Annotated in this window: 26 protein-coding genes, 1 tRNA gene and 1 riboswitch; of the genes, 20 read left to right on the plus strand and 7 right to left on the minus strand. The window is 50.5% G+C overall.

Features of this window, described 5'->3' with window-relative positions; all coding sequences use genetic code 11:
* Positions 1 to 5 precede the first annotated feature (5 nt).
* The 6 genes from NSCA4_RS0100400 to thiE all read left to right on the plus strand — a co-directional run bounded on the left by NSCA4_RS0100400 (position 6) and on the right by thiE (position 4,966).
* Positions 6 to 992: a DNA-directed RNA polymerase subunit alpha gene (locus NSCA4_RS0100400; RefSeq protein WP_016686312.1), complete on the plus strand. Its 987-nt coding sequence runs from the start codon at positions 6 to 8 to the stop codon at positions 990 to 992.
* 24 nt (positions 993 to 1,016) lie between these two features.
* Positions 1,017 to 1,394, plus strand: coding sequence for a 50S ribosomal protein L17 (rplQ, locus tag NSCA4_RS0100405; protein ID WP_016686313.1), 378 nt, complete (start codon positions 1,017 to 1,019; stop codon positions 1,392 to 1,394).
* A gap of 309 nt (positions 1,395 to 1,703) precedes the next feature.
* A riboswitch (TPP riboswitch) is annotated at positions 1,704 to 1,813 on the plus strand.
* A gap of 107 nt (positions 1,814 to 1,920) precedes the next feature.
* Positions 1,921 to 3,015 carry an FAD-dependent oxidoreductase gene (locus NSCA4_RS0100415; RefSeq protein WP_016686315.1) on the plus strand — a complete coding sequence of 365 codons (1,095 nt, stop codon included), beginning with the start codon at positions 1,921 to 1,923 and terminating at the stop codon, positions 3,013 to 3,015.
* 67 nt (positions 3,016 to 3,082) lie between these two features.
* A complete protein-coding gene (locus NSCA4_RS0100420) occupies positions 3,083 to 3,541 on the plus strand; it encodes a methyltransferase family protein (RefSeq protein WP_016686316.1) in 459 nt (152 codons plus the stop codon).
* A 142-nt stretch (positions 3,542 to 3,683) separates the two neighbouring features.
* On the plus strand, positions 3,684 to 4,331 hold the full coding sequence (locus NSCA4_RS0100425) for a nuclease-related domain-containing protein (protein ID WP_016686317.1): 648 nt from the start codon (positions 3,684 to 3,686) through the stop codon (positions 4,329 to 4,331).
* Positions 4,332 to 4,348: 17 nt separating this feature from the next.
* The gene (thiE, locus tag NSCA4_RS0100430; RefSeq protein WP_016686318.1) at positions 4,349 to 4,966 is read left to right on the plus strand and encodes a thiamine phosphate synthase; all 618 of its coding nucleotides are present in this window, start codon (positions 4,349 to 4,351) and stop codon (positions 4,964 to 4,966) included.
* A 116-nt stretch (positions 4,967 to 5,082) separates the two neighbouring features.
* Here the strand turns inward: thiE and NSCA4_RS0100435 are convergent, their stop codons facing one another.
* Positions 5,083 to 6,102, minus strand: a complete 1,020-nt coding sequence (locus NSCA4_RS0100435; protein WP_016686319.1) for a zinc-binding alcohol dehydrogenase family protein — start codon at positions 6,100 to 6,102, stop codon at positions 5,083 to 5,085.
* A gap of 104 nt (positions 6,103 to 6,206) precedes the next feature.
* Between NSCA4_RS0100435 and NSCA4_RS0100440 the strand changes: the two genes are divergently transcribed.
* From NSCA4_RS0100440 to NSCA4_RS0100475, 8 genes are all read left to right on the plus strand, one after another.
* The gene (locus tag NSCA4_RS0100440) at positions 6,207 to 6,560 is read left to right on the plus strand and encodes a winged helix-turn-helix transcriptional regulator (RefSeq protein WP_016686320.1); all 354 of its coding nucleotides are present in this window, start codon (positions 6,207 to 6,209) and stop codon (positions 6,558 to 6,560) included.
* Between the two features lie 21 nt (positions 6,561 to 6,581).
* Entirely contained in the window at positions 6,582 to 7,118 is a 537-nt protein-coding gene (locus tag NSCA4_RS0100445) for a hypothetical protein (RefSeq protein WP_141565451.1), read from the plus strand.
* A gap of 105 nt (positions 7,119 to 7,223) precedes the next feature.
* Positions 7,224 to 7,418 (plus strand): sulfur carrier protein ThiS, encoded by a 195-nt coding sequence (thiS, locus tag NSCA4_RS0100450; RefSeq protein ID WP_003684673.1) that lies wholly within the window; start codon positions 7,224 to 7,226, stop codon positions 7,416 to 7,418.
* 213 nt (positions 7,419 to 7,631) lie between these two features.
* Entirely contained in the window at positions 7,632 to 8,420 is a 789-nt protein-coding gene (locus NSCA4_RS0100455) for a thiazole synthase (RefSeq protein WP_016686322.1), read from the plus strand.
* Positions 8,421 to 8,624: 204 nt separating this feature from the next.
* Entirely contained in the window at positions 8,625 to 11,414 is a 2,790-nt protein-coding gene (polA, locus tag NSCA4_RS0100460) for a DNA polymerase I (RefSeq protein ID WP_016686323.1), read from the plus strand.
* A gap of 57 nt (positions 11,415 to 11,471) precedes the next feature.
* Complete coding sequence (locus NSCA4_RS0100465) at positions 11,472 to 12,137, plus strand: hypothetical protein (RefSeq protein ID WP_016686324.1); 666 nt, start codon at positions 11,472 to 11,474, stop codon at positions 12,135 to 12,137.
* 375 nt (positions 12,138 to 12,512) lie between these two features.
* On the plus strand, positions 12,513 to 13,886 hold the full coding sequence (locus NSCA4_RS0100470) for a Na+/H+ antiporter family protein (protein WP_016686325.1): 1,374 nt from the start codon (positions 12,513 to 12,515) through the stop codon (positions 13,884 to 13,886).
* Complete coding sequence (locus NSCA4_RS0100475) at positions 13,887 to 14,114, plus strand: SlyX family protein (protein WP_003742919.1); 228 nt, start codon at positions 13,887 to 13,889, stop codon at positions 14,112 to 14,114.
* A 59-nt stretch (positions 14,115 to 14,173) separates the two neighbouring features.
* Here the strand turns inward: NSCA4_RS0100475 and NSCA4_RS0100480 are convergent, their stop codons facing one another.
* From NSCA4_RS0100480 to NSCA4_RS0100490, 3 genes are all read right to left on the minus strand, one after another.
* On the minus strand, positions 14,174 to 14,500 hold the full coding sequence (locus tag NSCA4_RS0100480) for a rhodanese-like domain-containing protein (protein ID WP_016686326.1): 327 nt from the start codon (positions 14,498 to 14,500) through the stop codon (positions 14,174 to 14,176).
* A gap of 99 nt (positions 14,501 to 14,599) precedes the next feature.
* Positions 14,600 to 15,256, minus strand: coding sequence for a protein-L-isoaspartate O-methyltransferase family protein (locus tag NSCA4_RS0100485; RefSeq protein ID WP_003742923.1), 657 nt, complete (start codon positions 15,254 to 15,256; stop codon positions 14,600 to 14,602).
* A 102-nt stretch (positions 15,257 to 15,358) separates the two neighbouring features.
* Complete coding sequence (locus NSCA4_RS0100490) at positions 15,359 to 15,862, minus strand: GAF domain-containing protein (protein WP_016686327.1); 504 nt, start codon at positions 15,860 to 15,862, stop codon at positions 15,359 to 15,361.
* Between the two features lie 205 nt (positions 15,863 to 16,067).
* Between NSCA4_RS0100490 and tpiA the strand changes: the two genes are divergently transcribed.
* The 4 genes from tpiA to NSCA4_RS0100510 all read left to right on the plus strand — a co-directional run bounded on the left by tpiA (position 16,068) and on the right by NSCA4_RS0100510 (position 17,930).
* Positions 16,068 to 16,841, plus strand: a complete 774-nt coding sequence (tpiA, locus tag NSCA4_RS0100495; RefSeq protein WP_003742925.1) for a triose-phosphate isomerase — start codon at positions 16,068 to 16,070, stop codon at positions 16,839 to 16,841.
* 7 nt (positions 16,842 to 16,848) lie between these two features.
* Entirely contained in the window at positions 16,849 to 17,211 is a 363-nt protein-coding gene (gene secG / locus NSCA4_RS0100500; RefSeq protein WP_016686328.1) for a preprotein translocase subunit SecG, read from the plus strand.
* Positions 17,212 to 17,224: 13 nt separating this feature from the next.
* A tRNA-Leu gene (locus NSCA4_RS0100505) sits at positions 17,225 to 17,310 on the plus strand.
* Between the two features lie 221 nt (positions 17,311 to 17,531).
* Complete coding sequence (locus tag NSCA4_RS0100510) at positions 17,532 to 17,930, plus strand: tyrosine-type recombinase/integrase (protein WP_016686329.1); 399 nt, start codon at positions 17,532 to 17,534, stop codon at positions 17,928 to 17,930.
* A gap of 76 nt (positions 17,931 to 18,006) precedes the next feature.
* On the opposite strand, the gene NSCA4_RS0100515 is transcribed toward NSCA4_RS0100510, so the two are convergent.
* Together NSCA4_RS0100515 and NSCA4_RS0100520 are read right to left on the minus strand one after the other, a co-directional pair.
* A complete protein-coding gene (locus NSCA4_RS0100515; protein WP_016686330.1) occupies positions 18,007 to 18,630 on the minus strand; it encodes a TIGR01621 family pseudouridine synthase in 624 nt (207 codons plus the stop codon).
* A gap of 10 nt (positions 18,631 to 18,640) precedes the next feature.
* On the minus strand, positions 18,641 to 19,213 hold the full coding sequence (locus NSCA4_RS0100520) for a TMEM165/GDT1 family protein (protein ID WP_016686331.1): 573 nt from the start codon (positions 19,211 to 19,213) through the stop codon (positions 18,641 to 18,643).
* Between the two features lie 334 nt (positions 19,214 to 19,547).
* Here NSCA4_RS0100520 and NSCA4_RS0100525 point away from each other — a divergent pair, with 334 nt between their 5' ends.
* Positions 19,548 to 20,135 (plus strand): YdcF family protein, encoded by a 588-nt coding sequence (locus NSCA4_RS0100525; RefSeq protein WP_016686332.1) that lies wholly within the window; start codon positions 19,548 to 19,550, stop codon positions 20,133 to 20,135.
* Positions 20,136 to 20,262: 127 nt separating this feature from the next.
* Here the strand turns inward: NSCA4_RS0100525 and ffh are convergent, their stop codons facing one another.
* Positions 20,263 to 21,633 carry a signal recognition particle protein gene (gene ffh / locus NSCA4_RS0100530; protein WP_016686333.1) on the minus strand — a complete coding sequence of 457 codons (1,371 nt, stop codon included), beginning with the start codon at positions 21,631 to 21,633 and terminating at the stop codon, positions 20,263 to 20,265.
* Between the two features lie 116 nt (positions 21,634 to 21,749).
* On the opposite strand from ffh, the gene NSCA4_RS0100535 reads away from it, so the two are divergent.
* A complete protein-coding gene (locus NSCA4_RS0100535) occupies positions 21,750 to 22,556 on the plus strand; it encodes a cytochrome C assembly family protein (RefSeq protein WP_029609420.1) in 807 nt (268 codons plus the stop codon).
* Positions 22,557 to 22,753: the final 197 nt, after the last annotated feature.

A 22,753-nucleotide genomic window follows, 5' to 3' on the forward strand; every position in this document is an offset into this window, starting at 1 on the left:
GTTAAATGCAAAATAGCACAACCGAATTTTTGAAACCTCGTCAAATTGATGTCGATACTTTATCTACAACTCGTGCAAAAGTATCTATGCAGCCGTTTGAGCGCGGTTTTGGTCATACTTTAGGTAATGCTTTGCGTCGTATCTTACTGTCATCCATGAATGGTTTTGCTCCTACCGAAGTTGCCATCTCTGGTGTGTTGCACGAATACTCTACTGTTGATGGCGTTCAAGAAGATGTTGTTGATATTTTATTGAATGTCAAAGGTATTGTATTTAAGCTGCATGGACGCGGACAAGTTCAGTTAACTTTGAGAAAGTCAGGTGCCGGTGCAGTTGCTGCCGGTGATATCGAATTGCCACATGATGTGGAAGTTTTAAATCCTGAGCATATTATTTGTCATTTGGCTGAGAACGGTCAAATTGAGATGGAAATCAAAGTTGAGCAGGGTCGTGGCTACCAATCTGTTTCCGGTCGTCGTGTTGTCCGCGATGAGAACCGTCAGATTGGTGCAATTCAGTTGGATGCGAGCTTTTCGCCCATCAGTCGTGTTAGCTTTGAAGTTGAACCTGCACGCGTAGAGCAACGTACGGATTTAGATAAGTTGGTTTTGGATATTGAAACCGATGGTTCTATTGATCCTGAAGAAGCTGTACGTAGTGCCGCTCGTATTTTAATTGATCAAATGTCTATCTTTGCTGATTTGCAAGGTACTCCAGTAGAAGAAGTTGAAGAAAAAGCTTCTCCTATTGATCCTATCTTGCTGCGTCCGGTAGATGATTTGGAGTTAACTGTACGTTCAGCTAATTGTCTGAAAGCTGAAGATATTTATTATATCGGCGATTTGATTCAACGTACTGAAACAGAGCTTCTTAAAACTCCGAATTTGGGTCGTAAGTCTTTGAATGAAATCAAAGAGGTGTTGGCGTCTAAAGGATTGACACTGGGTTCCAAATTGGAAGCTTGGCCGCCTGTAGGCTTAGAAAAGCCGTAAGTTTGAAGATTAAAGGATAATGACATGCGTCATCGTAATGGTAACCGCAAATTAAACCGTACAAGCAGCCATCGCGCTGCAATGCTGCGTAATATGGCGAACTCATTGTTGACTCACGAGACTATCGTGACAACTTTGCCTAAAGCTAAAGAATTGCGCCGCGTAGTAGACCCCTTGATTACATTGGGTAAAAAACCTTCCTTAGCAAACCGTCGTTTGGCATTCGACCGCACTCGTGATCGTGATGTTGTGGTCAAATTGTTTGATGAATTGGGTCCACGTTTTGCTGCCCGAAATGGTGGCTATGTTCGTGTGCTGAAGTATGGTTTCCGCAAAGGCGATAATGCCCCGTTAGCACTCGTAGAATTAGTTGATAAAGCTGATAATACAGTTAGCGAATAATTGCTTCGAAATTAAGTGTCATCCGCATTGCGGATGACACTTTTTATTGTTAATTCAAGATTTTGAATTGTATGCTATAAATTATTTTTTAGTTTAGGTAATTATTTATTTATCGTTATTTGTTTGTGTTTGAAGTTTTTTCATTTTTCGTGTTTTGAAACAAATTTCTTTACTTTAATAGAGCGTTTCATTTTGGACAAAGTGCTAAGATTGATTTGGAAAATTACTTTTGTAAAGTATTTTGCTTTATGAAAACTTGTATTTTTAGACGATCTTTTGCCAAAATAAACAGATCTGTATAAACTTGATATTTTCTTGTCGGAGTGCTGTTTGTTCCCGCAAACAGCTGAGACCGCGCCAGCGGAATCCGTAGAACCTGTCGGGGTAATGCCTGCGTAGGAAACAAGCTGTCAAACGCCTTTTCAGGCTTCTGGTCCCTTTCCCGCATTTCCCGCCATTCGGTGGATTCCGCTTCCATCTCATCTTTCGTCCTCACGACTGCCCAAATACTGCAAAGGAATCCACCATGCCCCGTATCGCCATTTTCGGCGGCGGCCTCTGCGGCCGCTTGACTGCCTTACAACTTTCAGAACAAGGTTTATCGGTTGCCCTCTTTGACAAAGGCGGACGCAAAGGTGAAAACGCCGCCGCTTATGTTGCCGCCGCCATGCTCGCACCTGCGGCTGAAGCGGTCGAGGCTACGCCTGAAGTCATCAAACTGGGCAGGCAGAGCATTCCGCTGTGGCGCAACATTAGAGGTCGTCTGAAAACACTGACCATGATGCAAGAAAACGGCAGCCTGATTGTATGGCACGGTCAGGACAAGCCATTATCCGGCGAGTTCGTGCGCCATCTCAAACGCGGCGGCGTGGCGGATGACGAAATCGTCCGTTGGCATGCCGATGAAATCGCCGAACGCGAACCGCAACTCGGCGGACGTTTTTCAGACGGCATCTACCTGCCAACCGAAGGTCAGCTCGACGGGCGACAGATGTTGTCTGCACTTGCCGACGCTTTGGACGAACTGAACGTCCCTTGCCACTGGGAACACGAATGCGCCCCCGAAGACCTGCAAGCCCAATACGACTGGCTGATCGACTGCCGCGGCTACGGCGCCAAAACTGCGTGGAACCAATCCCCCGAACACACCAGCACCTTGCGCGGCATACGCGGCGAAGTGGCGCGGGTTTATACACCCGAAATCACACTCAACCGCCCCGTGCGCCTCCTGCACCCGCGTTATCCGCTCTACATCGCCCCGAAAGAAAACCACGTCTTCGTCATCGGCGCGACCCAAATCGAAAGCGAAAGCCAAGCCCCCGCCAGCGTGCGTTCCGGGCTGGAACTCTTGTCCGCGCTCTATGCCGTCCACCCCGCCTTCGGCGAAGCCGACATCCTCGAAATCGCCACCGGCCTGCGCCCCACGCTCAATCACCACAACCCCGAAATCCGTTACAGCCGCGCCCGACGCCTGATTGAAATCAACGGCCTTTTCCGCCACGGCTTCATGATTTCCCCCGCCGTAACCGCCACCGCCGTCAGATTGGCAGTCGCCCTGTTTGACGGAAAAGATGCGCCCGAACGTGATGAAGAAAGCGGTTTGGCGTATATTGAAAGATAAATTTGAGGTCGTCTGAAAACGCCGCGCTATCAGTTTTATACGCTATCAGTTTTATAAAGGTAACAATATGAATTTAGAAACCAAAATTCCGCCGCCGGCGATATGTTTTATTTGTGCGTTGTTGATGTACGTCTTTGCCCAAGTGTCGGCGTTGGCCGGCATACTGCCGCGCTTTCCTATATTGTTGTCGGTTGTTTTGATGGTGTTTGGGACGGCATTGGGCGTATTAGGTGTGCGGGCGTTTCGTCGTGTGCGCACGACCATCAGCCCGTTCAACCCCGAACAAACCGAACACTTTGTTTCAGACGGCGTGTACCGTTTCAGCCGCAACCCGATGTATGCGGGTATGGGCTGCTGGCTGGTTGCATGGGCGGGCTATTTGGCGCACCCGCTGCCGTGGTTGTTTTTGGCTGCATTTGTTGTCTATATGACACGCTTTCAAATCATGCCCGAAGAACGCGTTTTGGCGCAGAAATTCGGTGCAGAGTACGAGTCTTACTATCGGCGCGTCCGCCGTTGGTTATAAAAGCGGGAGCTTCCCATCAAGTATCATCCGTCTTCTACTTTACGGCATAAATATGAATACTCGATGTTTTCAGACGACCCCATTAGATGGCTATACCAAGCTGCTCACTTTCATTAAACAATAAAACAAAAAGGAAAACGTCATGATTGAACAAGCAATAGGAAACCTGTCAGGTATCTTTTGGATTTTCCTGCTCGTCATTCCCCTGCTTTTCTTGAAAGCATTTCTCCAAAATCCCAAAGTAAAAGGACGCATAGGCGAACGGGCAGTCCGTTCAGTAATCGGAAAAGATTTGGATGAAGAAACCTATATCGAATTTCACGATTTGATTATTCCGTCCCGCAGCGGCACGACGCAAATCGACCATATTTATGTTTCAATTTTTGGGATATTTGTCATAGAAACCAAAAATTACACAGGTTGGATTTTCGGCAACGAGAAGCAATCGAAATGGACTCAAGTCGTCTATAAGCAGAAACACTACTTTCAAAATCCGTTACGCCAAAATTACGCACACATCAAAGCATTATCCGAACTGCTGCAACTGCCGGAAGAAAAATTTCATTCGATGGTGGTTTTCCTCGGCGATTGTGAGTTGAAAACGCAAATGCCGCCGAATGTCTGCCGTATCAGACAGGCAGCATCCTATATCAGACGTTTTCAGACGACCTTATTGCTGCCACAGGAAATAGAAGCAACAACCGCCGTGCTGTCTTCAAACGAATACCAAGCCGATGGAGAAAAACTGCGGGCGCATACCGAACGCCTGCAAGAACGCCATCAGCGATAACTTAAAAGGACACCCCCATGACCTTCCCACCCCTAAAATCCCCGCTTAAATTCTACGCCGTCGTTCCCACAGCCGATTGGGTGGAACGCATGGTCAAAGCAGGTGCCGACACGGTGCAACTGCGCTGTAAAACCCTGCACGGCGATGAATTGAAACGCGAAATCGCCCGCTGCGTCGCCGCCTGTCAGGGCAGCCGTACACAGCTTTTTATCAACGACCACTGGCGCGAGGCGATAGAAGCAGGCGCATACGGCGTGCATCTCGGACAAGAAGACATGGACACCGCCGACCTTGCCGCCATTGCCGCCGCCGGTTTGCGTTTGGGTTTGAGTACACACTCCGTCGCCGAACTCGACCGCGCCCTGTCCGTACATCCCAGCTACGTCGCCAGCGGCGCGATTTTCCCGACCACGACCAAGCAAATGCCCACCGCCCCGCAAGATTTGGACAAACTGCGCGAATATGTGAAACAGGCAGGCGGCACGCCCGTCGTCGCCATCGGCGGCATCGATTTGAACAACGCCCGAGCCGTCCTTGCTACCGGCGTTCCCTCTCTCGCCGTCGTCCGCGCCGTTACCGAAGCGGCAAATCCCGAAGCCGTGGTTAAAGCGTTTCGGGCTTTGTGGAATGAATAAGGTCGTCTGAAAACCAAATTTCAGACGACCTGCTCAATTAGGATATTCGATTGCCGTTATTTCGGATGCCATACAGGCACCAGCGGGCATAACGGCGTAAAGAATAATCGGCGGATTTAATTGTCCCAGCCTTCGATCACCAGCTTCCCTACCATATCCCCGCTTTCCAGCATCTCATGGGCGCGGCGCAGGTTGGCAGCATTGATGCCGTGCAGGATTTGGGTGGCGGTCGGACGGATGATGCCTTCGTCCACCAGCCGAGCGGTTTCGGCAAGGATTTCGCCCTGACGTTCGATGTCCGCCGTTTCGCTCAGCGGGCGGGTAAACATAAATTCCCAATGCAGCGACAGGCTTTTGCCTTTGAGCGGGTTCACGTCCAACGTTTCGGGGTCGTCAATCAGCGCGATTCTGCCTTGCGGGGCGATAAGCTCCACGATTTGCGGCAGATGGCGGTCGGTATGGTTGGTGGAAAAAACGAACGATGGCGCGCCGATATTTAACGCGGCAATCTGTTCCGCCATGTTTTCATGATGGTTGATGACGAAATCCGCACCCAATTTCTCCACCCACGCACGGCTTTCAGGGCGGGAGGCGGTGGCGATGACTTGGATGTCGGTCAGCTTTTTCAGAAACTGGATGGCAAGCGAGCCGACCCCGCCTGCGCCGCCGACTAAGAGCAGCGCATTTGCGCCGCCTGCCACGGGTTTGTTCACGTCCAAGCGGTCGAACAACGTTTCCCATGCAGTAATTGCCGTCAGCGGCAGCGCGGCGGCTTGGGCAAAATCCAGCGAACACGGCTTTTTGGCAGCAATGCGCGCGTCGACCGCTTGTAATTGTGCGTTTGAACCTTGACGGTTGAGGGCGCCCGCATAATACACTTCGTCGCCGACTTTGAAATTCCGCACTTCGCTGCCGACTGCCTGAACGATGCCTGCCGCGTCGTAACCCAATACGCGGTACGCTCCTGCCTCAGACGTATGCGCCGCCCGAACTTTCACATCGACAGGATTGACCGAAACCGCCTGCACGGCAACCAAAATATCGTGCGGCCGCAGTTCGGGTTCGGGCAAATTGATGTCGAGCAAGGTCTCAGGGTTGGAAACGGGTAAAGGGCGGGTGAAACCGATGGCTTTCATAATGTTTTCCTAATAGGTCGTCTGAAAGCGTGTATCATGTGCCCGAAACATATCATTAACAAGAACGCACATATTTTTCAGATAGTTACTTAAAGGATACCACCATGTCCCGCACACCGCACCCAAGCTACGACTGCGCCGAAGGCTGCTCGGTGGAAGCCGCGCTTTCCGTCATCGGCGGCAAATGGAAAGGCACGATACTCTACCGCCTGCACACGGACGGCACGCTGCGCTTCAACCAAATCCGCCGCATCCTGCCCGATGTGTCGCAGCGCACGCTGACCGCGCAACTGCGTGCATTGGAGGCTGCCGGCATCATTTTGCGCACTGTGTATCCCGAAGTCCCGCCGCGCGTGGAATACCGCCTGACCAACTACGGCAAAACGCTTGCCCCCGTACTGACGGCATTGAAGGAATGGGGCGACGGGTTCAAGCAAGAGCAGGCGCATCGCGAATAAAGAAACTTATAGTGGATGACCATGAAAAAATTGCTCAACGGATTATTGATCGGAGCTTTATCTTTCAGTTTCATATCGACAGCTTCAGCCGCAAGTCACAAGGAAGAACCGCAGAAAAAAGAACTGTATCTGCTTTGCGGCGTACTGACCGGCGCGCTTGAACATATGAATAAAGATGGAGGAGCCCCCGACCGATTTATAGAACAAAAAATGAAAAACCTTCCGGCAGACAGGGTTAAGACGGTAGAAAAAAAATTCAATGAAATGTACAGCCCTGACGGCATGGCAATAGCACTTTTTGTTATTCACTGGTATTTGAACAATGAAATCAGTGATGCTCTACAAAAGATGCCGTCATTGAGCAATCGTGAGGCGGAAGATATTCGCCGTAACTGGATAGCCACATTGAAACAGGGTGATGACTTATTCAGCAAAGTGAATGATGACAATGTTGCATACATCAATACATTCGAATTTATTCGACAAGAAGGTCTGATGTTGCAACAAAAAGGCGTAGATTTAAAGCAATGTGGTAATTTTTTTGATTTGTATCATTAGGACAAAAAATAATTTGCCCCTGCAAGTGTTGTAGGTTGAATTGAAACCCAACCTTTGCCAAAGGTCGTCTGAAAACCTCTATAAACACCGAAATATCGAGAAACCATGAACATCATCTTAAACGGCGAACCCGCCGAACTTCACGGCACGACCGTTGCCGACCTCATCGCCCAAACCGCGCCGCAAAAGCCTTTTGCCGTCGCCGTGAATACCGGATTTGTCGCCAAAGGCGCGTATGCGGAAACGGTTTTGAACGAAAACGACAAAGTCGATATTGTGCGGCCGGTGGTCGGCGGCTAGGCGGTTTTGCCTTTTCAGACGACCCCTGTCCCAAAAACAACGTTATAGTGGATTAACAAAAATCAGAATAAGGCGACGAAGCCGCAGACAGTACAAATAGTACGGAACCGATTCACTTGGTGCTTCAGCACCTTAGAGAATCGTTCTCTTTGAGCTAAGGCAAGACAAAGCCGTACTGGTTTGAAGTTAATCCACTATACAAAGGAACCCATCATGCTCACCCTATACGGAGAAACTTTCCCTTCTCGGCTGCTGCTCGGCACGGCTGCCTACCCGACCCCTGAAATTCTCAAAAAATCCATCCAAACCGCCCAGCCTGCGATGATTACCGTCTCTCTGCGCCGCGCGGGAAGCGGAGGCGAGGCGCATGGTCAGGGGTTTTGGTCGCTGTTGCAAGAGAGCGGTGTGCCCGTGCTGCCGAACACAGCAGGCTGCCAAAGCGTGCAGGAAGCGGTAACGACGGCGCAGATGGCGCGGGAAGTGTTTGAAACCGATTGGATCAAACTCGAACTCATCGGAGATGACGACACGTTGCAGCCCGACGTGTTCCAACTCGTCGAAGCAGCGGAAATCCTGATTAAAGACGGCTTCAAAGTGCTGCCTTATTGCACCGAAGACCTGATTGCCTGCCGCCGCCTGCTCGACGCGGGCTGTCGGGCATTGATGCCGTGGGCGGCGCCCATCGGCACAGGTTTGGGCGCGGTTCACGCCTATGCACTAAAAGTCCTGCGCGAACGCCTGCCCGACACGCCGCTGATTATCGACGCGGGCTTGGGTTTGCCCTCGCAGGCGGCGCAAGTGATGGAATGGGGTTTTGACGGCGTATTGCTGAACACCGCCGTTTCCCGCAGCGGCGACCCCGTCAACATGGCGCGCGCCTTCGCACTCGCCGTCGAATCCGGGCGGCTGGCATTTGAAGCCGGACCGGTCGAAGCGCGAACCAAAGCGCAAGCCAGTACGCCGACCGTAGGCCAGCCGTTTTGGCATTCGGCGGAATATTGATGGATGCTGCATTGACGGTATGCAAAAAGGTCGTCTGAAATTTCAGACGACCTTTCTACGGCAATGTCTAACGGCCTGGTCGCAAAAAGGAAGGGCGTTTTGAGTGGAACGTGTTATGCCATGAAAACTTGCTTTCAGACGACCTCTTGCCTTTTCCTTTATAATCCATCCATCTATTTTTCACTTATTTCAAGCAGGTTCACCATGTCCAAACCCACTCTCCTCCTCGTTGACGGCTCTTCTTATCTCTACCGCGCGTATCACGCAATGGCGCAATTGACCGCGCCTGATGGTGCGCCGACGGGTGCGCTTTACGGCGTGTTGAACATGCTACGCCGGCTGCGTGCGGATTATGTGCATGACTATTGCGCGGTGGTGTTTGATGCGAAGGGTAAGAATTTCCGCCACGAGATGTTTCCCGACTACAAGGCGACGCGTCCGCCGATGCCGGACGATTTGCGCCCGCAGGCGGAAGCCTTGCCGGATTTGGTGCGGCTGATGGGCTGGCCGGTGCTGGTGATTCCGCAAGTGGAAGCGGATGACGTTATTGGCACGCTGGCGGCGATGGGCGGCGAAGCGGGTTGGAATGTGGTGGTGTCCACCGGCGATAAGGACATGGCGCAGCTGGTGAACGAGCGCGTGACGCTGGTGAACACGATGAGCGGCGAAACGCTGGACATTGAAGGCGTGAAGGAGAAATTCGGCGTGCGCCCCGACCAAATCCGCGATTATCTCGCGCTGATGGGCGACAAAGTGGACAATGTGCCGGGCGTGGAGAAATGCGGTCCGAAAACGGCGGTGAAGTGGCTGGAAGCCTACGGCTCGCTGGCTGGTGTGATGGAACACGCTGCGGAAATCAAAGGCAAGGTCGGCGAAAACCTGCAAGCCGCGCTGCCCCAACTGCCGCTTTCGTATGATTTGGTAACGATTAAAACGGATGTGGATTTACACACCGAGCTTTCAGACGGCCTCGAAAGCCTGCGCCGCACTTCGCCGAAATGGTCGCAGCTTGCGGTCGATTTCAAACGCTGGGGCTTCCGCACTTGGTTGAAAGAAGCGGAAAGCCGTATGCACGAAGCGGCGGACGGCGATTTGTTCGGCAGCGATACGATAGGCGAGCAGGCGGCACTGGACATGGAAACGTCGTCTGAAAAAATCATAGAACATGCCCCCGCCCCCGAAAAGCTGGATTATCAAGCCGTTACCACCGAAGCGCAGTTTGCCGCTTTGTTGGACAAACTGTCGCAGACGGACACAATCGGCATCGATACAGAAACCACGTCATTAGACGCGATGAACGCTGCGCTGGTCGGCATCAGCATCGCGTTCCAAGCAGGCGAAGCGGTTTACATCCCCGTAGGACACAGCCTGACTGCCGCGCCTGAACAGCTTGATTTGCAAGACGTATTAGGTCGTCTGAAAACATATTTGGAAAACCCCGCTCTGAAAAAAATCGGGCAAAACCTCAAATACGACCAACACGTTTTCGCCAACTACGGCATCGCCCTGAACGGCATTGCCGGCGACGCCATGCTCGCTTCCTACATCATCGAGAGCCATCTCGGACACGGCTTGGACGAATTGTCCGAACGCTGGCTCGGCTTGGAAACCATTACCTACGAATCGCTGTGCGGCAAAGGCGCGAAGCAAATCGGCTTTGCCGATGTCGCCATCGAGCAAGCGACCGAATACGCCGCACAAGACGCCGATTTCGCCCTGCGCCTCGAAGCGCACCTGCGCGCGCAAATGGACGCCAAACAGCTTGAAATGTATGAAAAAATGGAGCTGCCCGTCGCGCAGGTATTGTTTGAAATGGAACGCAACGGCGTACAAATTGACCGCGCCGAACTCGCTCGCCAAAGCGCGGAACTCGGCGCCGAGCTGATGAAGCTCGAACAAGAAGCCTACGCCGCCGCAGGCCAGCCGTTCAACCTCAACTCGCCCAAACAGCTGCAAGAAATCCTGTTCGACAAAATGGGCATCCCCACCAAAGGTCTGAAAAAAACCGCCAAAGGCGGCATTTCCACCAACGAAGCCGTGCTCGAACAGCTCGCGCCCGACTACCCACTGCCCAAAATCATCCTGCAAAACCGCAGCCTGGCGAAACTCAAATCCACCTACACCGACAAACTGCCCGAAATGATCTCCCCCAAAGACGGCCGCGTGCATACCACCTACGCCCAAGCCGTCGCCATCACCGGCCGCCTCGCCAGTAACAACCCCAACCTGCAAAACATCCCTATCCGCACCGCCGAAGGCCGCCGCGTGCGCTGCGCCTTCACTGCACCGCAAGGCAGCGTCATCGTTTCCGCCGACTACTCCCAAATCGAGCTGCGCATCATGGCGCACCTCTCCGGCGACAAAACCCTCATCGCCGCGTTCCAAAACGGTGAAGACGTACACCGCCGCACCGCCGCCGAAGTATTCGGCATCGCCCCCGAAAACGTCTCGCCCGAACAACGCCGCTACGCCAAAACCATCAACTTCGGCCTCATTTACGGCATGGGCCAATACGGTCTCGCCAAATCGCTGGGCATAGACAACCTGTCCGCCAAAACCTTCATCGACCGCTACTTCGCCCGCTATCCCGGCGTTGCCGAATACATGCAGCGCACCAAAGAACAAGCCGCCGCCCAAGGCTTCGTCGAAACCCTGTTCGGCCGCCGCCTCTACCTGCCCGACATCCGCAACAAAAACGCCAACGCCCGCGCCGGAGCCGAACGCGCCGCCATCAACGCCCCCATGCAAGGCACCGCCTCCGACCTCATCAAACGCGCCATGATAGACGTGTCCCGCTGGCTTTCAGACGACCTCTTGCAAAGCAAACTGATTATGCAGGTGCATGACGAACTGGTGCTGGAAGTACCCGAAGCCGAACTGGATTTAGTCAAAGAAAAACTGCCGCAGATTATGGCGAAAGTGGATGAGGGGATGTTGAACGTGCCGCTGGTGGCGGAGGTTGGCGTGGGAATGAATTGGGAAGAGGCGCATTGAGAACGCACAAATATTCAACTGTTACGTTTTTGATTTATCCAAATTTAAGGAAGTAAAATGCTTGATTCGAATGATTTGAAATCAATAGCCTTAAACATTGTTTGCGGTATTGTTACAGCTATTATTATAGGTATATTTACCAGCTTATGGAAAAAATCTAGATATAAATGTGAAGAAGGGATATCTAGAGATTCTGCTCGGATACCTACTCAAGATACGTCCTCTTATCCTAATGATATAAAAGCCAAGAGGAGATCTGAAGTAAAAAAATTTATTGGGGAAGTGTCTTTCTATACATTTACTTATTTTATCATATTAGCATCTTTTTCAATGCCAATTATATTAAACACCTTCTTTGATAAAAATCAGGTTTATTTAAATCAAGCTAAATATGTTGGAATGTATTTGCCTGAAATACCAATGACTGGTGGATATGCTAATATTTTTGTATGGTTCATTGTGCTTATATTATATGTTCCAATTTTTTGGCTATCTAAATTAATGACAAAACATTTATGGTGTCCACTTGTAAGTATATTTTGGGACTATAACGAAAATCTAGACAAGATGGGATTTCTAATTTTTATTTCCCTGAAATCGTTATTTATATCAGCTTGTGTACAGTGGCTATTTTTTGATACAGAATTTTTACAGGCATTAAAAAATGTCTTAATTTTAACCTTTTTCGCGATTGTTTTTGCGTTCTCTCAAAATCGTCGCTAGGGTTATAAGAAGTAAGTTATGTATCTCTCTCCAACCATGTGTGCGCAGCCGTAGGTCGGATACTTGTATCCGACAAAAGCCGCTGCCATCTCAAATAGCCGTTGGATTCGAGAATCCGACCTACTGAAACTGGGCATCGGGTGTAGGGTGTATGCGGTACGCACGCACGCACGCGGTGCTTGCAACCCAAAACCCACCCAAGGTCGTCTGAAAACTTGTTTCACTTGTTTTCAGACGACCTTTATTTTAGGCAGCGGGATAAGGCGGGTCGTCTGAAAGGCGGCTTGCCCTAGCGTGTTAAATCATGTTAGGTTATGATGTTTCTTTTAATATATAAATAGATGGCCGACAGGTCGTCTGAAATGGAGAAAAGGCATGAATGCCGTAGTGATTGCAGTAATCGTGATGCTCGTGTTGTCCCTGTCGCGGGTACACGTCGTATTGAGCCTGACTGTCGGTGCGTTCGTCGGCGGCTTGGTGGCGGGAATGCCGCTGGAAAACATCGTGGATACCGCAGGCAATGTTACGCAGTCGGGGATTATTCCCGTGTTTAACGAAGGTTTGAAGGGCGGCGCGCGGATCTCTTTGTCTTACGCGATGCTCGGTGCGTTTGCGATGGCGATTACCTATTCGGGGCTGCCGCAGCAGCTTGCGGGCGGCATTATCCGCAAACTCAATGGCAGTCAGGATGCAGTAAAAGGCGAGAGTTCGGTGAAATGGACGCTGCTGCTGATTATTCTGGCGATGGGCATCATGAGTCAAAACGTCGTGCCTATCCATATCGCCTTCATTCCGATGATTATTCCGCCGCTTTTGCTGGTGTTTAACCGTTTGAAAGTTGACCGTCGATTGATTACTTGCGTGATTACGTTCGGATTGGTTACGACTTATATGTTCCTGCCTTTCGGCTTCGGCGCGATTTTCTTGAACGACATCCTCTTGGGCAACATCAAATCTGCGGGTATGGACGTCAAAGACATCAGCGTCATGCACGCGATGGCTATTCCTGCTTTGGGCATGGTTTCAGGGCTGATTTTGGCGTTTATCCATTACCGCAAACCGCGTTTTTATCAAACCAATACCGTTGATACCGAGGACAATCGCGAAGCATCCGAACAGCCCCAACCTTCGGCTTACCGCAGTCTAGTGGCGGCAATCGCAATCGGCGTGTGTTTTGCGATTCAGTTGATGTATGAAGATTCGCTGGTGTTGGGCGCGATGCTGGGTTTTGCCGTCTTCATGATGCTCGGCGTGATGAACCGCAATGCCGCCAGCGACGTGTTCGGCGAAGGCATCAAAATGATGGCGATGGTCGGTTTCATCATGATTGCAGCACAAGGCTTTGCAGCAGTCATGACCGCGACAGGCGAAATCAAACCGCTGGTCGAACACAGTATGCAGCTTTTCGGTGGCAATAAAGGTATGGCGGCATTTGCCATGTTGTTGGTCGGATTGTTGGTCACCATGGGTATCGGCTCTTCTTTTTCCACTTTGCCGATTATTACCGCGATTTATGTGCCGCTGTGTATCAGTCTCGGCTTCTCGCCGCTGGCAACCGTCGCCATCGTCGGCACGGCGGGCGCGTTGGGCGACGCAGGTTCGCCCGCGTCCGACTCGACGCTCGGCCCGACCATGGGTCTGAACGCCGACGGACAACACGACCACATCCGCGACTCCGTCATCCCGACCTTTATCCACTACAATATCCCGCTGATGATTGCGGGCTGGGTTGCCGCAATGGTGCTGTAAATGAGTGAAATGGACGAATTGGAACACCGTATCACCGAGCTGGAAATCCAAACTGCGCTTCAGGAAGACTTAATCGGCAGCCTGAACGATACGGTGGCGAAAATGCAGCAGACGCTGGATTTGCAGCAGGCGCAGTTGAGGCTGCTTTATCAAAAAATGCAGGACAAAGGCGCAAACGGAGAGCGCGAACCTTACAGCCTGCGTGATGAAATTCCGCCGCATTATTGAAGCGGGAATATGAAAGAAGGTCGTCTGAAAAATGGTTTTCAGACGACCTTTTAGCGTTATCAATATCTCGCCATCGCTCCATCCACCTGCAAAGCCCAAGCATCAATCCCGCCTTGCAGGTTAAACAGATTTTCAAACCCCGCGTCCGCCAGATACATCGCCGTATGCAGGCTGCGGATGCCGTGGTGGCAGTAAACCACAATCGGCAAATCGTCATCGGGCAGCTCGTTTTGGCGCAGCGGAATCAGGTTCATCGGAATATGGATGGCATCGGGCAGGACGCAGACGGCGGTTTCCTCGTCGGTGCGTACATCCAGCAGATGGAATGCGCGGCCTTCTTGCTGCCATTGTCGCAGTTGCAACGGAGTGAGTTGTGGAATTGTCATGATGTTGTGTGTGTGAAATGATGGAAACGATGAAAGGTCGTCTGAAAACGTTTCGCCATGTCCGGCTAGTTTTCAGACGACCTTTGAGTTCAAAAAAGATTAAAAATCGAAATCGCCGAAAGGACGGTTTTCTTTATCGTCCAAATGCGCGACCAGCGTGTCAAACAAGACTTTTTCTTCAAATTGGTCGCCCTTACGCGTAATCAGCAGCGCGCGTTGTACCGGCTGACGACCGACGATGACTGCCATGCGACCGCCGTCTTTCAGCTGTTCTTTCAACACTTCAGGCACGCGGTCCACCGCGCCGCCGACGTAAACCGCATCAAACGGCGCGCCCGCGGAAGGCTCGGTCAGCCCGTTGTTTTGCACATAATCGATATTGTTCAAAGCCAAGCCGTCCAACACTGCTTTGGCGCGGTTTTGCTGCTCGGCATCGAGGTCGTCTGAAACCACTTTACCCGCCAGTTTCGCCAAGAGCGCGGTCGCATAGCCCGAACCCGTACCGATTTCCAAAACCGTATCGGTTTTGGTCAGCTTCAAACCCTGCGCCAACCGCGCCACGACTTTCGGCTCGAGCATCTTATGACCGTTGGCAAGCGGCAGCTCCATGTCGGCATACGCCAATCCCTGCAAAGACTCGTTCACGAAACGCTCGCGCGGAATCTCCTCCAAAGCGTCCAAAACGTCAAAATCCAATACATCCCACGGACGGATTTGCTGCTCGACCATGTTGAACCGCGCTTTTTCAAAATCCATTTTGTGCTCCGTTAAATAATTGTTTTATCAATGGCAGACATTATAAAACCACACTCCCGCCGCGCCAACTTCAGCGCGCGCCGCCCGCCTGTTTTTTCAGTCTCAAGCCGCCTGACGCGAAGCCTTAAACCGCTTCTCCAAAATCTTCGCCAGTTCGCCCAAATACAAAGCATCTGTCTCATCAAACTGCGCCAGATGTTCGCTGTCCACGTCCAACACGCCGATGCAAAGGTCGTCTGAAAACAGCGGAACCACTATTTCCGAACGCGACAAAGACGAGCAGGCAATATGGTCGGGATGCGCGTTGACATCCTTGACCACCATCGTCTCGCCCTTCGCCCAAGCCTGACCGCACACCCCGCGTCCGAACGGAATCCGCGTACACGCCAAAGGCCCCTGAAACGGCGCCAAAACCAATTCGTCCGCACGCGTATCGACCAAATAAAAACCCACCCAAAACCAGCCGAACGCTTCCTTCAAAACCGCCGCCGTGTTCGCCAAATTCGCCACCCAATCCGTCTCATCCGCCACCACAGACTCAATCTGCGGCAACACTTCCCGATAAAGAGCAGCCTTGTCCGAAGCCGAAAAATGAAGCACGTGCATAGCCATGTCCTATATATGTGTATATCAAGCAGTTATTATAGAACAGGTCGTCTGAAACAGCATTTCAGACGACCCCAAGCAACCATCGCGTATCCAAACATTCCGCCCGTTTCAAGTTGCGAACCCGTCGCATATCCACTAAACTTCACGTTACATCACGCTACACGCAGCGTGCAACCAAGAAACACAACACGGAGCAAAAAAGATGCATCACCAAATCGGAATGTGGGATCAAAAATGGGTCATCGGCAACTGGAAAATGAATGGCCGACTCCAAAACAACAACGCACTCATGCACCGCTTCCGCATCATGCCCACCGCCGAACGCGTCCTCATCGGCCTCGCCGCCCCGACCGTTTACCTGTTGCAACTGCACAACGCCATGCAGATTGTCCTCAACAACCGCATCCTCACCTGCGCCCAAGACGTCAGCCGCTTCCCCAACAACGGAGCCTACACAGGCGAAGTTTCCGCAGAAATGCTCGCCGACATCGGCACAGACATCGTCCTCATCGGACACTCCGAACGAAGCCTCTATTTCGGCGAGAAAAACGAAATCCAACGCCGCAAAATGGAAAACGTCCTCAACGTAGGTCTCATTCCCCTATTGTGCGTCGGCGAAAGCCTCGAAGAGCGCGAAGCCGGCAAAGAACACGAAGTCATCGCCCACCAACTCTCCGTATTGCAAGGGCTGGACACCAAAAACATCGCCGTCGCCTACGAACCGGTATGGGCAATCGGTACCGGCAAAGTCGCCACCGTAGAACAAATTGCCGACATGCACGCATTCATCTACAAAGAAATCTTGTCTTTGTGCGGAAGCGATGTTAAAATCCGCGTTCTTTACGGCGGAAGTGTGAAAGCAGATAATGCAGCCGACATCTTCGCAGTACCTCATGTAGACGGCGCATTGGTTGGCGGCGCGTCATTATCATATGACTCATTTACCGCCATCATCAACGCAGCACAAGCCTCGTAGAAAACATATGGAAGCCTTTAAAACCCTTATCTGGATTATTAATATTATTTCCGCTTTGTCAGTGGTTGTGTTAGTATTGCTGCAACACGGCAAAGGCGCAGACGCAGGCGCGACCTTCGGGTCAGGCAGCGGCAGCGCGCAGGGCGTATTCGGTTCCGCAGGCAACGCAAACTTCCTGAGCCGCGCAACCGCCATCGCAGCGACTTTCTTCTTCGCAACCTGCATGGCAATGGTTTATATCCATACCCATACAAACAAACACGGTTTGGACTTCAGCAACGTACAACAAACCCAGCAGGCACCTAAGCCCGCCGCTCCCGCTGAAAACCAACCCGCACTTGCTGCACCCGCTCCTCAGCAGCAGAAATAACAGTTTTTCAAATGCCGACATGGTGAAATTGGTAGACACGCTATCTTGAGGGGGTAGTGGCCGTAGGCTGTGCGAGTTCAAATCTCGCTGTCGGCACCAACACACAAAAACGCTTAGAAATTCTAGGCGTTTTTTTTTCGTTTAATCCTGTCTAATACCATCAACCAATCTCAATAAATACAAGGCTTTCAGACTGATTGCTATCCTATAGTCTTCTTCCTGATTGTATAATTCCGTCTAATTCAGCTTAATTGAAGCAACCTAAAATTTACGGTATCTTTTGCGGTATCTGAAAAATACCTCGAAAAAATACCGTAAAAATGAAGCTGAACGACCGACAAATCAAAAACTCCAAGCCTGCCGAAAAACAGTTTAAGCTGAATGACGGCAAGGGCTTGTATCTGTATATCAATACGAGCGGCGGGAAGTTATGGCGGTTTGACTTTTCGCATAACGGCAAACGTAAAACGCTTTCAATCGGCAAATATCCAACCATATCACTGGTAGAAGCCCGCCAAGCCGCTGAAAACGCCCGCCGTTTGCTTGTATCGGGGCAAGACCCCAGCGAAGCCAAGCAACAGGAAAAGCGCGAACGGCAAGCCGCCGCCTTAAATACCTTTGAATCAATCGCCCGCCGCTGGCATACCGACAATCTACACCGCTGGAAAGAAAACCACGCCACCCGTATTATTTTCGACTTTGAAAAGGTGTTGCCCTAACTACCCGCTTTCTTAGCGGTTTTTTTATTTCCGATTATCTGATGCGATACACGAAACCTTGTCAGATATTTTGGATTTATTCATGAATGAAATCCAATGGAGGCCATTCCTCACTCAAGGGCGCGATGATTTCGAACGCCTGATCTTGATAATCAAATTTGATTTTCCAGGAATGAAGGAACATCCTCGATGCAGGCTTCCCGCCGTAGAGCGTATCGCCCAAAATCGGACTGCCCAAGCTTTTCATGGCGACACGAAGCTGGTGGGTTTTGCCCGTATGCGGATGTAGGACGAACAAACGCAAGCCGGGTTCTAAACTATGGCTGTTAAACTCGGTCACGGCGGGATTTTCCATACTGCGCATCAGTTTCCATGTGCCGCGCCGCGATTTTTCCATATCGCCTTTGATCCAACCTTGCTTCTTAGACGGCTTGTCCGTTGCCAGTGCCAAATAAGTTTTACGTATGGTTTTGGTGGCAAATTGCTGCGCCAGCTCCGACGCGCTTTGCGAGTTCAGGGAAAACAGCAGCACGCCGCTGGTCAGCTTGTCCAGTCGGTGCAGCAGCCAAACCTGCTCAAGACCAAGCTGCGCCGCCAGCGTCTGCGTCAAGCTGACTTCGCCCTCTTCTTGATGTACGGATACGCCTTGCGGCTTGTTGATGGCGACAAAATCCGGATGTCGAAATAAGATTTCCCACATTTCAGACGACCTATTTCAACATAATGCCGCCACCGGACAAAGTGATGGCGCCCAATACGCAAAACAGTACGCAGGCGGAAATCCGCACGGCTTTGGCGGGGATTTTTTTCATCAGCATATCGCCCAGATAAACCACAGGGACGGTTGCCAACATCAGTCCGGCGACGCTGCCGAGTACGACCATGGATAAGGATTGGTATTTTGCCGCCAGTAAAACCGTGGCGATTTGGGTTTTGTCGCCGATTTCCGCCATGAAAAACAGGAAAACCGTCGCTCCGAACGCGCCGTATTTGAGCCATCGGCTGTCGGGGTTTTCATCTTTATCGGGCAGGAGCAGCCACAAGCCGACTGCGATGAAGCTGATGCCGACGACCCATTTGACGGTCTCAGGAGAAATGGCTTCCGCCAGCCATACGCCGACAAATGTGGAAACCAAATGATTCAGTAAAGTGGCAATGAAGATGCCGGAGACTACCGCGTTTTTCTGGGCGAAACGTGCGGCAAGGAAAAGAGCGAGCAGTTGCGTTTTATCGCCGATTTCGGCAATGGCAACGCCCAACATTGAAGAAAAAAATGCTTCCATAAGATACTCAACCGAAGCGGGCAAAAACAAAAAGCGTTGCACATACCGCCCGCAAGGGTATGGACAACGCTTACGTCTTGCCTGTCTTCCAGTGTTGTCAGGAAGATGCCGCCACCATGACCGATCTTTGTAGAACTCGGTCAATTATGTTGATAACGGCTCTGATTGTCAGTGAAATCAGATGGCTACTCCCGTAAGAGTGTGCGCATTATAAAGATGGAAGGGGAGGGATGCAATAAGTAATCGGCGGCCAAGGGGCGTCGTCTGAAACCTTGGAAGATGGTGAAAGAGATTATGCTATGATGACCCAAGGTCAAAATCTACCGGAGTATTAATGCAAAAGTATTGGATATTGTGCATCGTTTGTTTTTTGGTATGGTGTGCTGTTTTGAGCTGGCTGCATCTATGTGCAGCCAATGTGAAAAAAAGGTCGTCTGAAAACCTGTCTTCTGCCGATATTGCCGTTGTTTTAGGTAATGCTGTTAACCGCAGAGGAAAACCGAATCCTTGTTTGCGCTCGCGGGTTGAAGCAGGTGTCAGGCTGTATCGGCAAGGTAAAGTGGGTGAATTGCTGATGAGCGGAGGAACGGACGGGGACGGCAGCAATGAAGCTCAAACTATGCGCGATATGGCCGTGGAAATGGGCGTACCGTCCGAAAAAATACGGTTGGAAGAACATTCAAAAAGTACATATGAAAATATCGTGCTGAGTGTACCGGATCTACGGGATGCGAACAAAATCATCATTGTCAGCGATGCTTTCCATCTTGCGCGTGCCTCTTGGCTTGCTAAGCGCTACTGGCAGGGTAAAACTGTTGAATTGTATGCTTCAGGGGCGTGCGGTGATTCGACGGTAAATTACTTGCGCAAACTGTCTCGCGAGGTGCTTGCATGGGTAAAAGCGGTTGCACTTTACAGTTAGGGGATGACTATTATTTTTTTGTAATAATAGATTGCCATGCTTTTGACTGACTAGAATCTCAATACGAAGAGGTCGTCTGAAAACCCAATTTCAGTTTTCAGACGACCTCTCTTAGATTTCCTGATGATTACATTCCGGGGAACATTCCTTTCATGCCCTTCATGCCTTTTGCCATACGCATCAGCTTGCCCAGTCCTTTTCCGTTGAACATTTTCATCACTTGTTGCGATTGTTCGAACTGTTTGAGCATTTTGTTGACTTCCTCCACGCTGGTGCCGGCGCCTGCGGCAATGCGGCGTTTGCGGCTGGCTTTGAGCAGGTTAGGGTTAGCGCGTTCTTTAGGCGTCATAGAATTGATGATGGCTTCAACTTTGCCCATGGCTTTTTCTGCCGTGCCTTCGGGAATTTGTTTGGAAATCTGACCCAGTTCGCCCGGCATTTTTGACATCAGGCTTTCCAGTCCGCCCATATTGCGCATTTGCTGGATTTGTTCTTTAAAGTCATTGAGGTCGAAGCCTTTGCCTTTTTGCAGCTTTTTCGCCATTTTAGCGGCGGCTTCTTCGTCTATACCTTTTTGGACATCTTCAATCAGGCTCAACACGTCGCCCATACCGAGGATGCGGCTGGCGATACGGTCCGGATAGAAGGGCTCGAGACCTGTGATTTTTTCACCAATACCGATAAATTTGATAGGTTTTCCGGTAACGTGGCGCACAGACAATGCCGCACCGCCACGAGAATCGCCGTCCATTTTGGTCAGGATGACGCCGGTCAACGGCAAGGCTTCGTTGAATGCTTGTGCGGTGTTCACGGCGTCTTGACCCAACATAGCATCGACGACGAATAAGGTTTCTATCGGATTGACGGCTGCGTGCAGCGCTTTGATTTCATTCATCATCTCTTCGTCAATTGCCAAGCGTCCGGCGGTATCGACCATCAAGACGTCGTAAAAGTGTTTTTTTGCATAATCAATCGCAGCAGTGGCAATTTCGACAGGCTTTTGGTTGGAATCGGAAGGGAAAAAGTCAATGCCGACTTGCTCAGCCAAAAGGCGCAACTGTTCAATAGCAGCAGGGCGGTATACGTCGGCTGAAACGACCAAGACTTTTTTCTTCTGTTCGTTTTTCAGCAGGCGGGCGAGTTTGCCGACAGTGGTGGTTTTACCGGCACCTTGCAGACCCGCCATTAAAACGACAGCAGGCGGTACGGCTGCCAAATCTAAAGAGGAATTTTCTTTGCCCATCAATTCGATCAGGGCTTGGTTGACTACGCCGATAAAGGCTTGGTCGGGAGTCAGGCTGCCGGTAACTTCTTGTCCGAGCGCTTTTTCTTTGACGTTGTTGACAAATTCTTTTACGACGGGCAGGGCTACGTCCGCTTCGAGCAGGGCAAGGCGGACTTCCCGCAGCGCCTCTTTGATGTTGTCTTCTGTCAGTTTTGCTTGACCGCGGATATTTTTGAAAACTTTACTAAAGCGGTTGGTTAAGTTGTCTAACATGCTTGTCCTTGGTAATGATAATAGCTGCCCTGTTCGGGGCATTCTTTGCTAAAATAAAATTGAGATCATTTTACACTATCGCGTGCGGTTATGTATGCGCGCCAAGAAAGTTTGTTATGCCGACTATCCTGATTTGCCTGATACTGGTGTATGCCGGATTGGGTATATTCGTTTGGTTCAACCATAAGACCCGAGATATTAAAGATTATCCCCTCAAAGCCGAACTGGCAGTTTTAGGTACCGCACTAACCGTGCACGGTGCCGTATTACTCATGCCTGTCATTCAAGACAAAGTATTGATTATGGGCTTCGGTTATTCCGTCAGTTTGATTGTATGGTTAATGCTGCTGGTGTATTTCGTTGGTAGTTTTTTCTATCGTCTGCGCGGATTGCAGCTACTTTTATACCCTTGTGCAGCGTTTACCTTATTATTGGGCGCGCTGTTTCCGGGTAAATATGTCGGTTACCAAATCAATGATCTGCCGTTTATGTCGCACATTGGTACATCGCTGCTGGCATACGGTTTATTCGGTATTGTGACTTTATTTGCCGTTTTAATTTTACTGTTAAACCGTAATCTACATAGAAGACGTGTTTCCAGTTTGTCCGGTTTTCTGCCGTCTTTACTGAGTTTGGAAAAACTCATGTTCCAAGGGATGTGGGTAGGTTTTATTTTATTGACCTATTCAGTTGTCAGCGGGACTTTTTTTGCGGAGGCTGTATTCGGTAAACCCGTTACATTTACCCATAAAACAGTATTTGGCATCCTCTCATGGTTAATTTACGGTGCTTTGCTGCTTAAGCACAGTATGACTGCATGGCGGGGCAAAAAGGCAGCTGTTTGGACAATTATCGGGTTTGTCAGTCTAATGTTTGCTTATGTAGGTAGTAAGTTTGTATTGGAAATCTTGCTACAGCGTTAAATTGACAATTATCTGTTTGTGACTGTGTTTGGATTAGCAAAGGTCGTCTGAAAAAGATTTCAGACGAACTTTGTTTCTGAAAAAGATTTCAGACGAACTTTGTTTCTGAAAAAGATTTCAGACGACCTTTGGTGTTGTTGAGGTAGGTTGTTGAGTTTGGTTTGAGAATGGTTTTGAAAGTTTCGAAATAAAAGCTG

The sequence above is a fragment of the Neisseria sicca 4320 genome (assembly GCF_000193735.1).
GTDB classification, from domain to species: Bacteria; Pseudomonadota; Gammaproteobacteria; order Burkholderiales; family Neisseriaceae; genus Neisseria; species Neisseria sicca_E.

Coding starts and splice junctions, on each gene's coding strand:
- NSCA4_RS0100400 (WP_016686312.1), top strand. CDS start 6: ATGCAAAATAGCACAACCGAATTTTTGAAACCTCGTCAAATTGATGTC.
- rplQ (WP_016686313.1), top strand. CDS start 1,017: ATGCGTCATCGTAATGGTAACCGCAAATTAAACCGTACAAGCAGCCAT.
- NSCA4_RS0100415 (WP_016686315.1), top strand. CDS start 1,921: ATGCCCCGTATCGCCATTTTCGGCGGCGGCCTCTGCGGCCGCTTGACT.
- NSCA4_RS0100420 (WP_016686316.1), top strand. CDS start 3,083: ATGAATTTAGAAACCAAAATTCCGCCGCCGGCGATATGTTTTATTTGT.
- NSCA4_RS0100425 (WP_016686317.1), top strand. CDS start 3,684: ATGATTGAACAAGCAATAGGAAACCTGTCAGGTATCTTTTGGATTTTC.
- thiE (WP_016686318.1), top strand. CDS start 4,349: ATGACCTTCCCACCCCTAAAATCCCCGCTTAAATTCTACGCCGTCGTT.
- NSCA4_RS0100435 (WP_016686319.1), bottom strand. CDS start 6,102: ATGAAAGCCATCGGTTTCACCCGCCCTTTACCCGTTTCCAACCCTGAG.
- NSCA4_RS0100440 (WP_016686320.1), top strand. CDS start 6,207: ATGTCCCGCACACCGCACCCAAGCTACGACTGCGCCGAAGGCTGCTCG.
- NSCA4_RS0100445 (WP_141565451.1), top strand. CDS start 6,582: ATGAAAAAATTGCTCAACGGATTATTGATCGGAGCTTTATCTTTCAGT.
- thiS (WP_003684673.1), top strand. CDS start 7,224: ATGAACATCATCTTAAACGGCGAACCCGCCGAACTTCACGGCACGACC.
- NSCA4_RS0100455 (WP_016686322.1), top strand. CDS start 7,632: ATGCTCACCCTATACGGAGAAACTTTCCCTTCTCGGCTGCTGCTCGGC.
- polA (WP_016686323.1), top strand. CDS start 8,625: ATGTCCAAACCCACTCTCCTCCTCGTTGACGGCTCTTCTTATCTCTAC.
- NSCA4_RS0100465 (WP_016686324.1), top strand. CDS start 11,472: ATGCTTGATTCGAATGATTTGAAATCAATAGCCTTAAACATTGTTTGC.
- NSCA4_RS0100470 (WP_016686325.1), top strand. CDS start 12,513: ATGAATGCCGTAGTGATTGCAGTAATCGTGATGCTCGTGTTGTCCCTG.
- NSCA4_RS0100475 (WP_003742919.1), top strand. CDS start 13,887: ATGAGTGAAATGGACGAATTGGAACACCGTATCACCGAGCTGGAAATC.
- NSCA4_RS0100480 (WP_016686326.1), bottom strand. CDS start 14,500: ATGACAATTCCACAACTCACTCCGTTGCAACTGCGACAATGGCAGCAA.
- NSCA4_RS0100485 (WP_003742923.1), bottom strand. CDS start 15,256: ATGGATTTTGAAAAAGCGCGGTTCAACATGGTCGAGCAGCAAATCCGT.
- NSCA4_RS0100490 (WP_016686327.1), bottom strand. CDS start 15,862: ATGCACGTGCTTCATTTTTCGGCTTCGGACAAGGCTGCTCTTTATCGG.
- tpiA (WP_003742925.1), top strand. CDS start 16,068: ATGCATCACCAAATCGGAATGTGGGATCAAAAATGGGTCATCGGCAAC.
- secG (WP_016686328.1), top strand. CDS start 16,849: ATGGAAGCCTTTAAAACCCTTATCTGGATTATTAATATTATTTCCGCT.
- NSCA4_RS0100510 (WP_016686329.1), top strand. CDS start 17,532: ATGAAGCTGAACGACCGACAAATCAAAAACTCCAAGCCTGCCGAAAAA.
- NSCA4_RS0100515 (WP_016686330.1), bottom strand. CDS start 18,630: ATGTGGGAAATCTTATTTCGACATCCGGATTTTGTCGCCATCAACAAG.
- NSCA4_RS0100520 (WP_016686331.1), bottom strand. CDS start 19,213: ATGGAAGCATTTTTTTCTTCAATGTTGGGCGTTGCCATTGCCGAAATC.
- NSCA4_RS0100525 (WP_016686332.1), top strand. CDS start 19,548: ATGCAAAAGTATTGGATATTGTGCATCGTTTGTTTTTTGGTATGGTGT.
- ffh (WP_016686333.1), bottom strand. CDS start 21,633: ATGTTAGACAACTTAACCAACCGCTTTAGTAAAGTTTTCAAAAATATC.
- NSCA4_RS0100535 (WP_029609420.1), top strand. CDS start 21,750: ATGCCGACTATCCTGATTTGCCTGATACTGGTGTATGCCGGATTGGGT.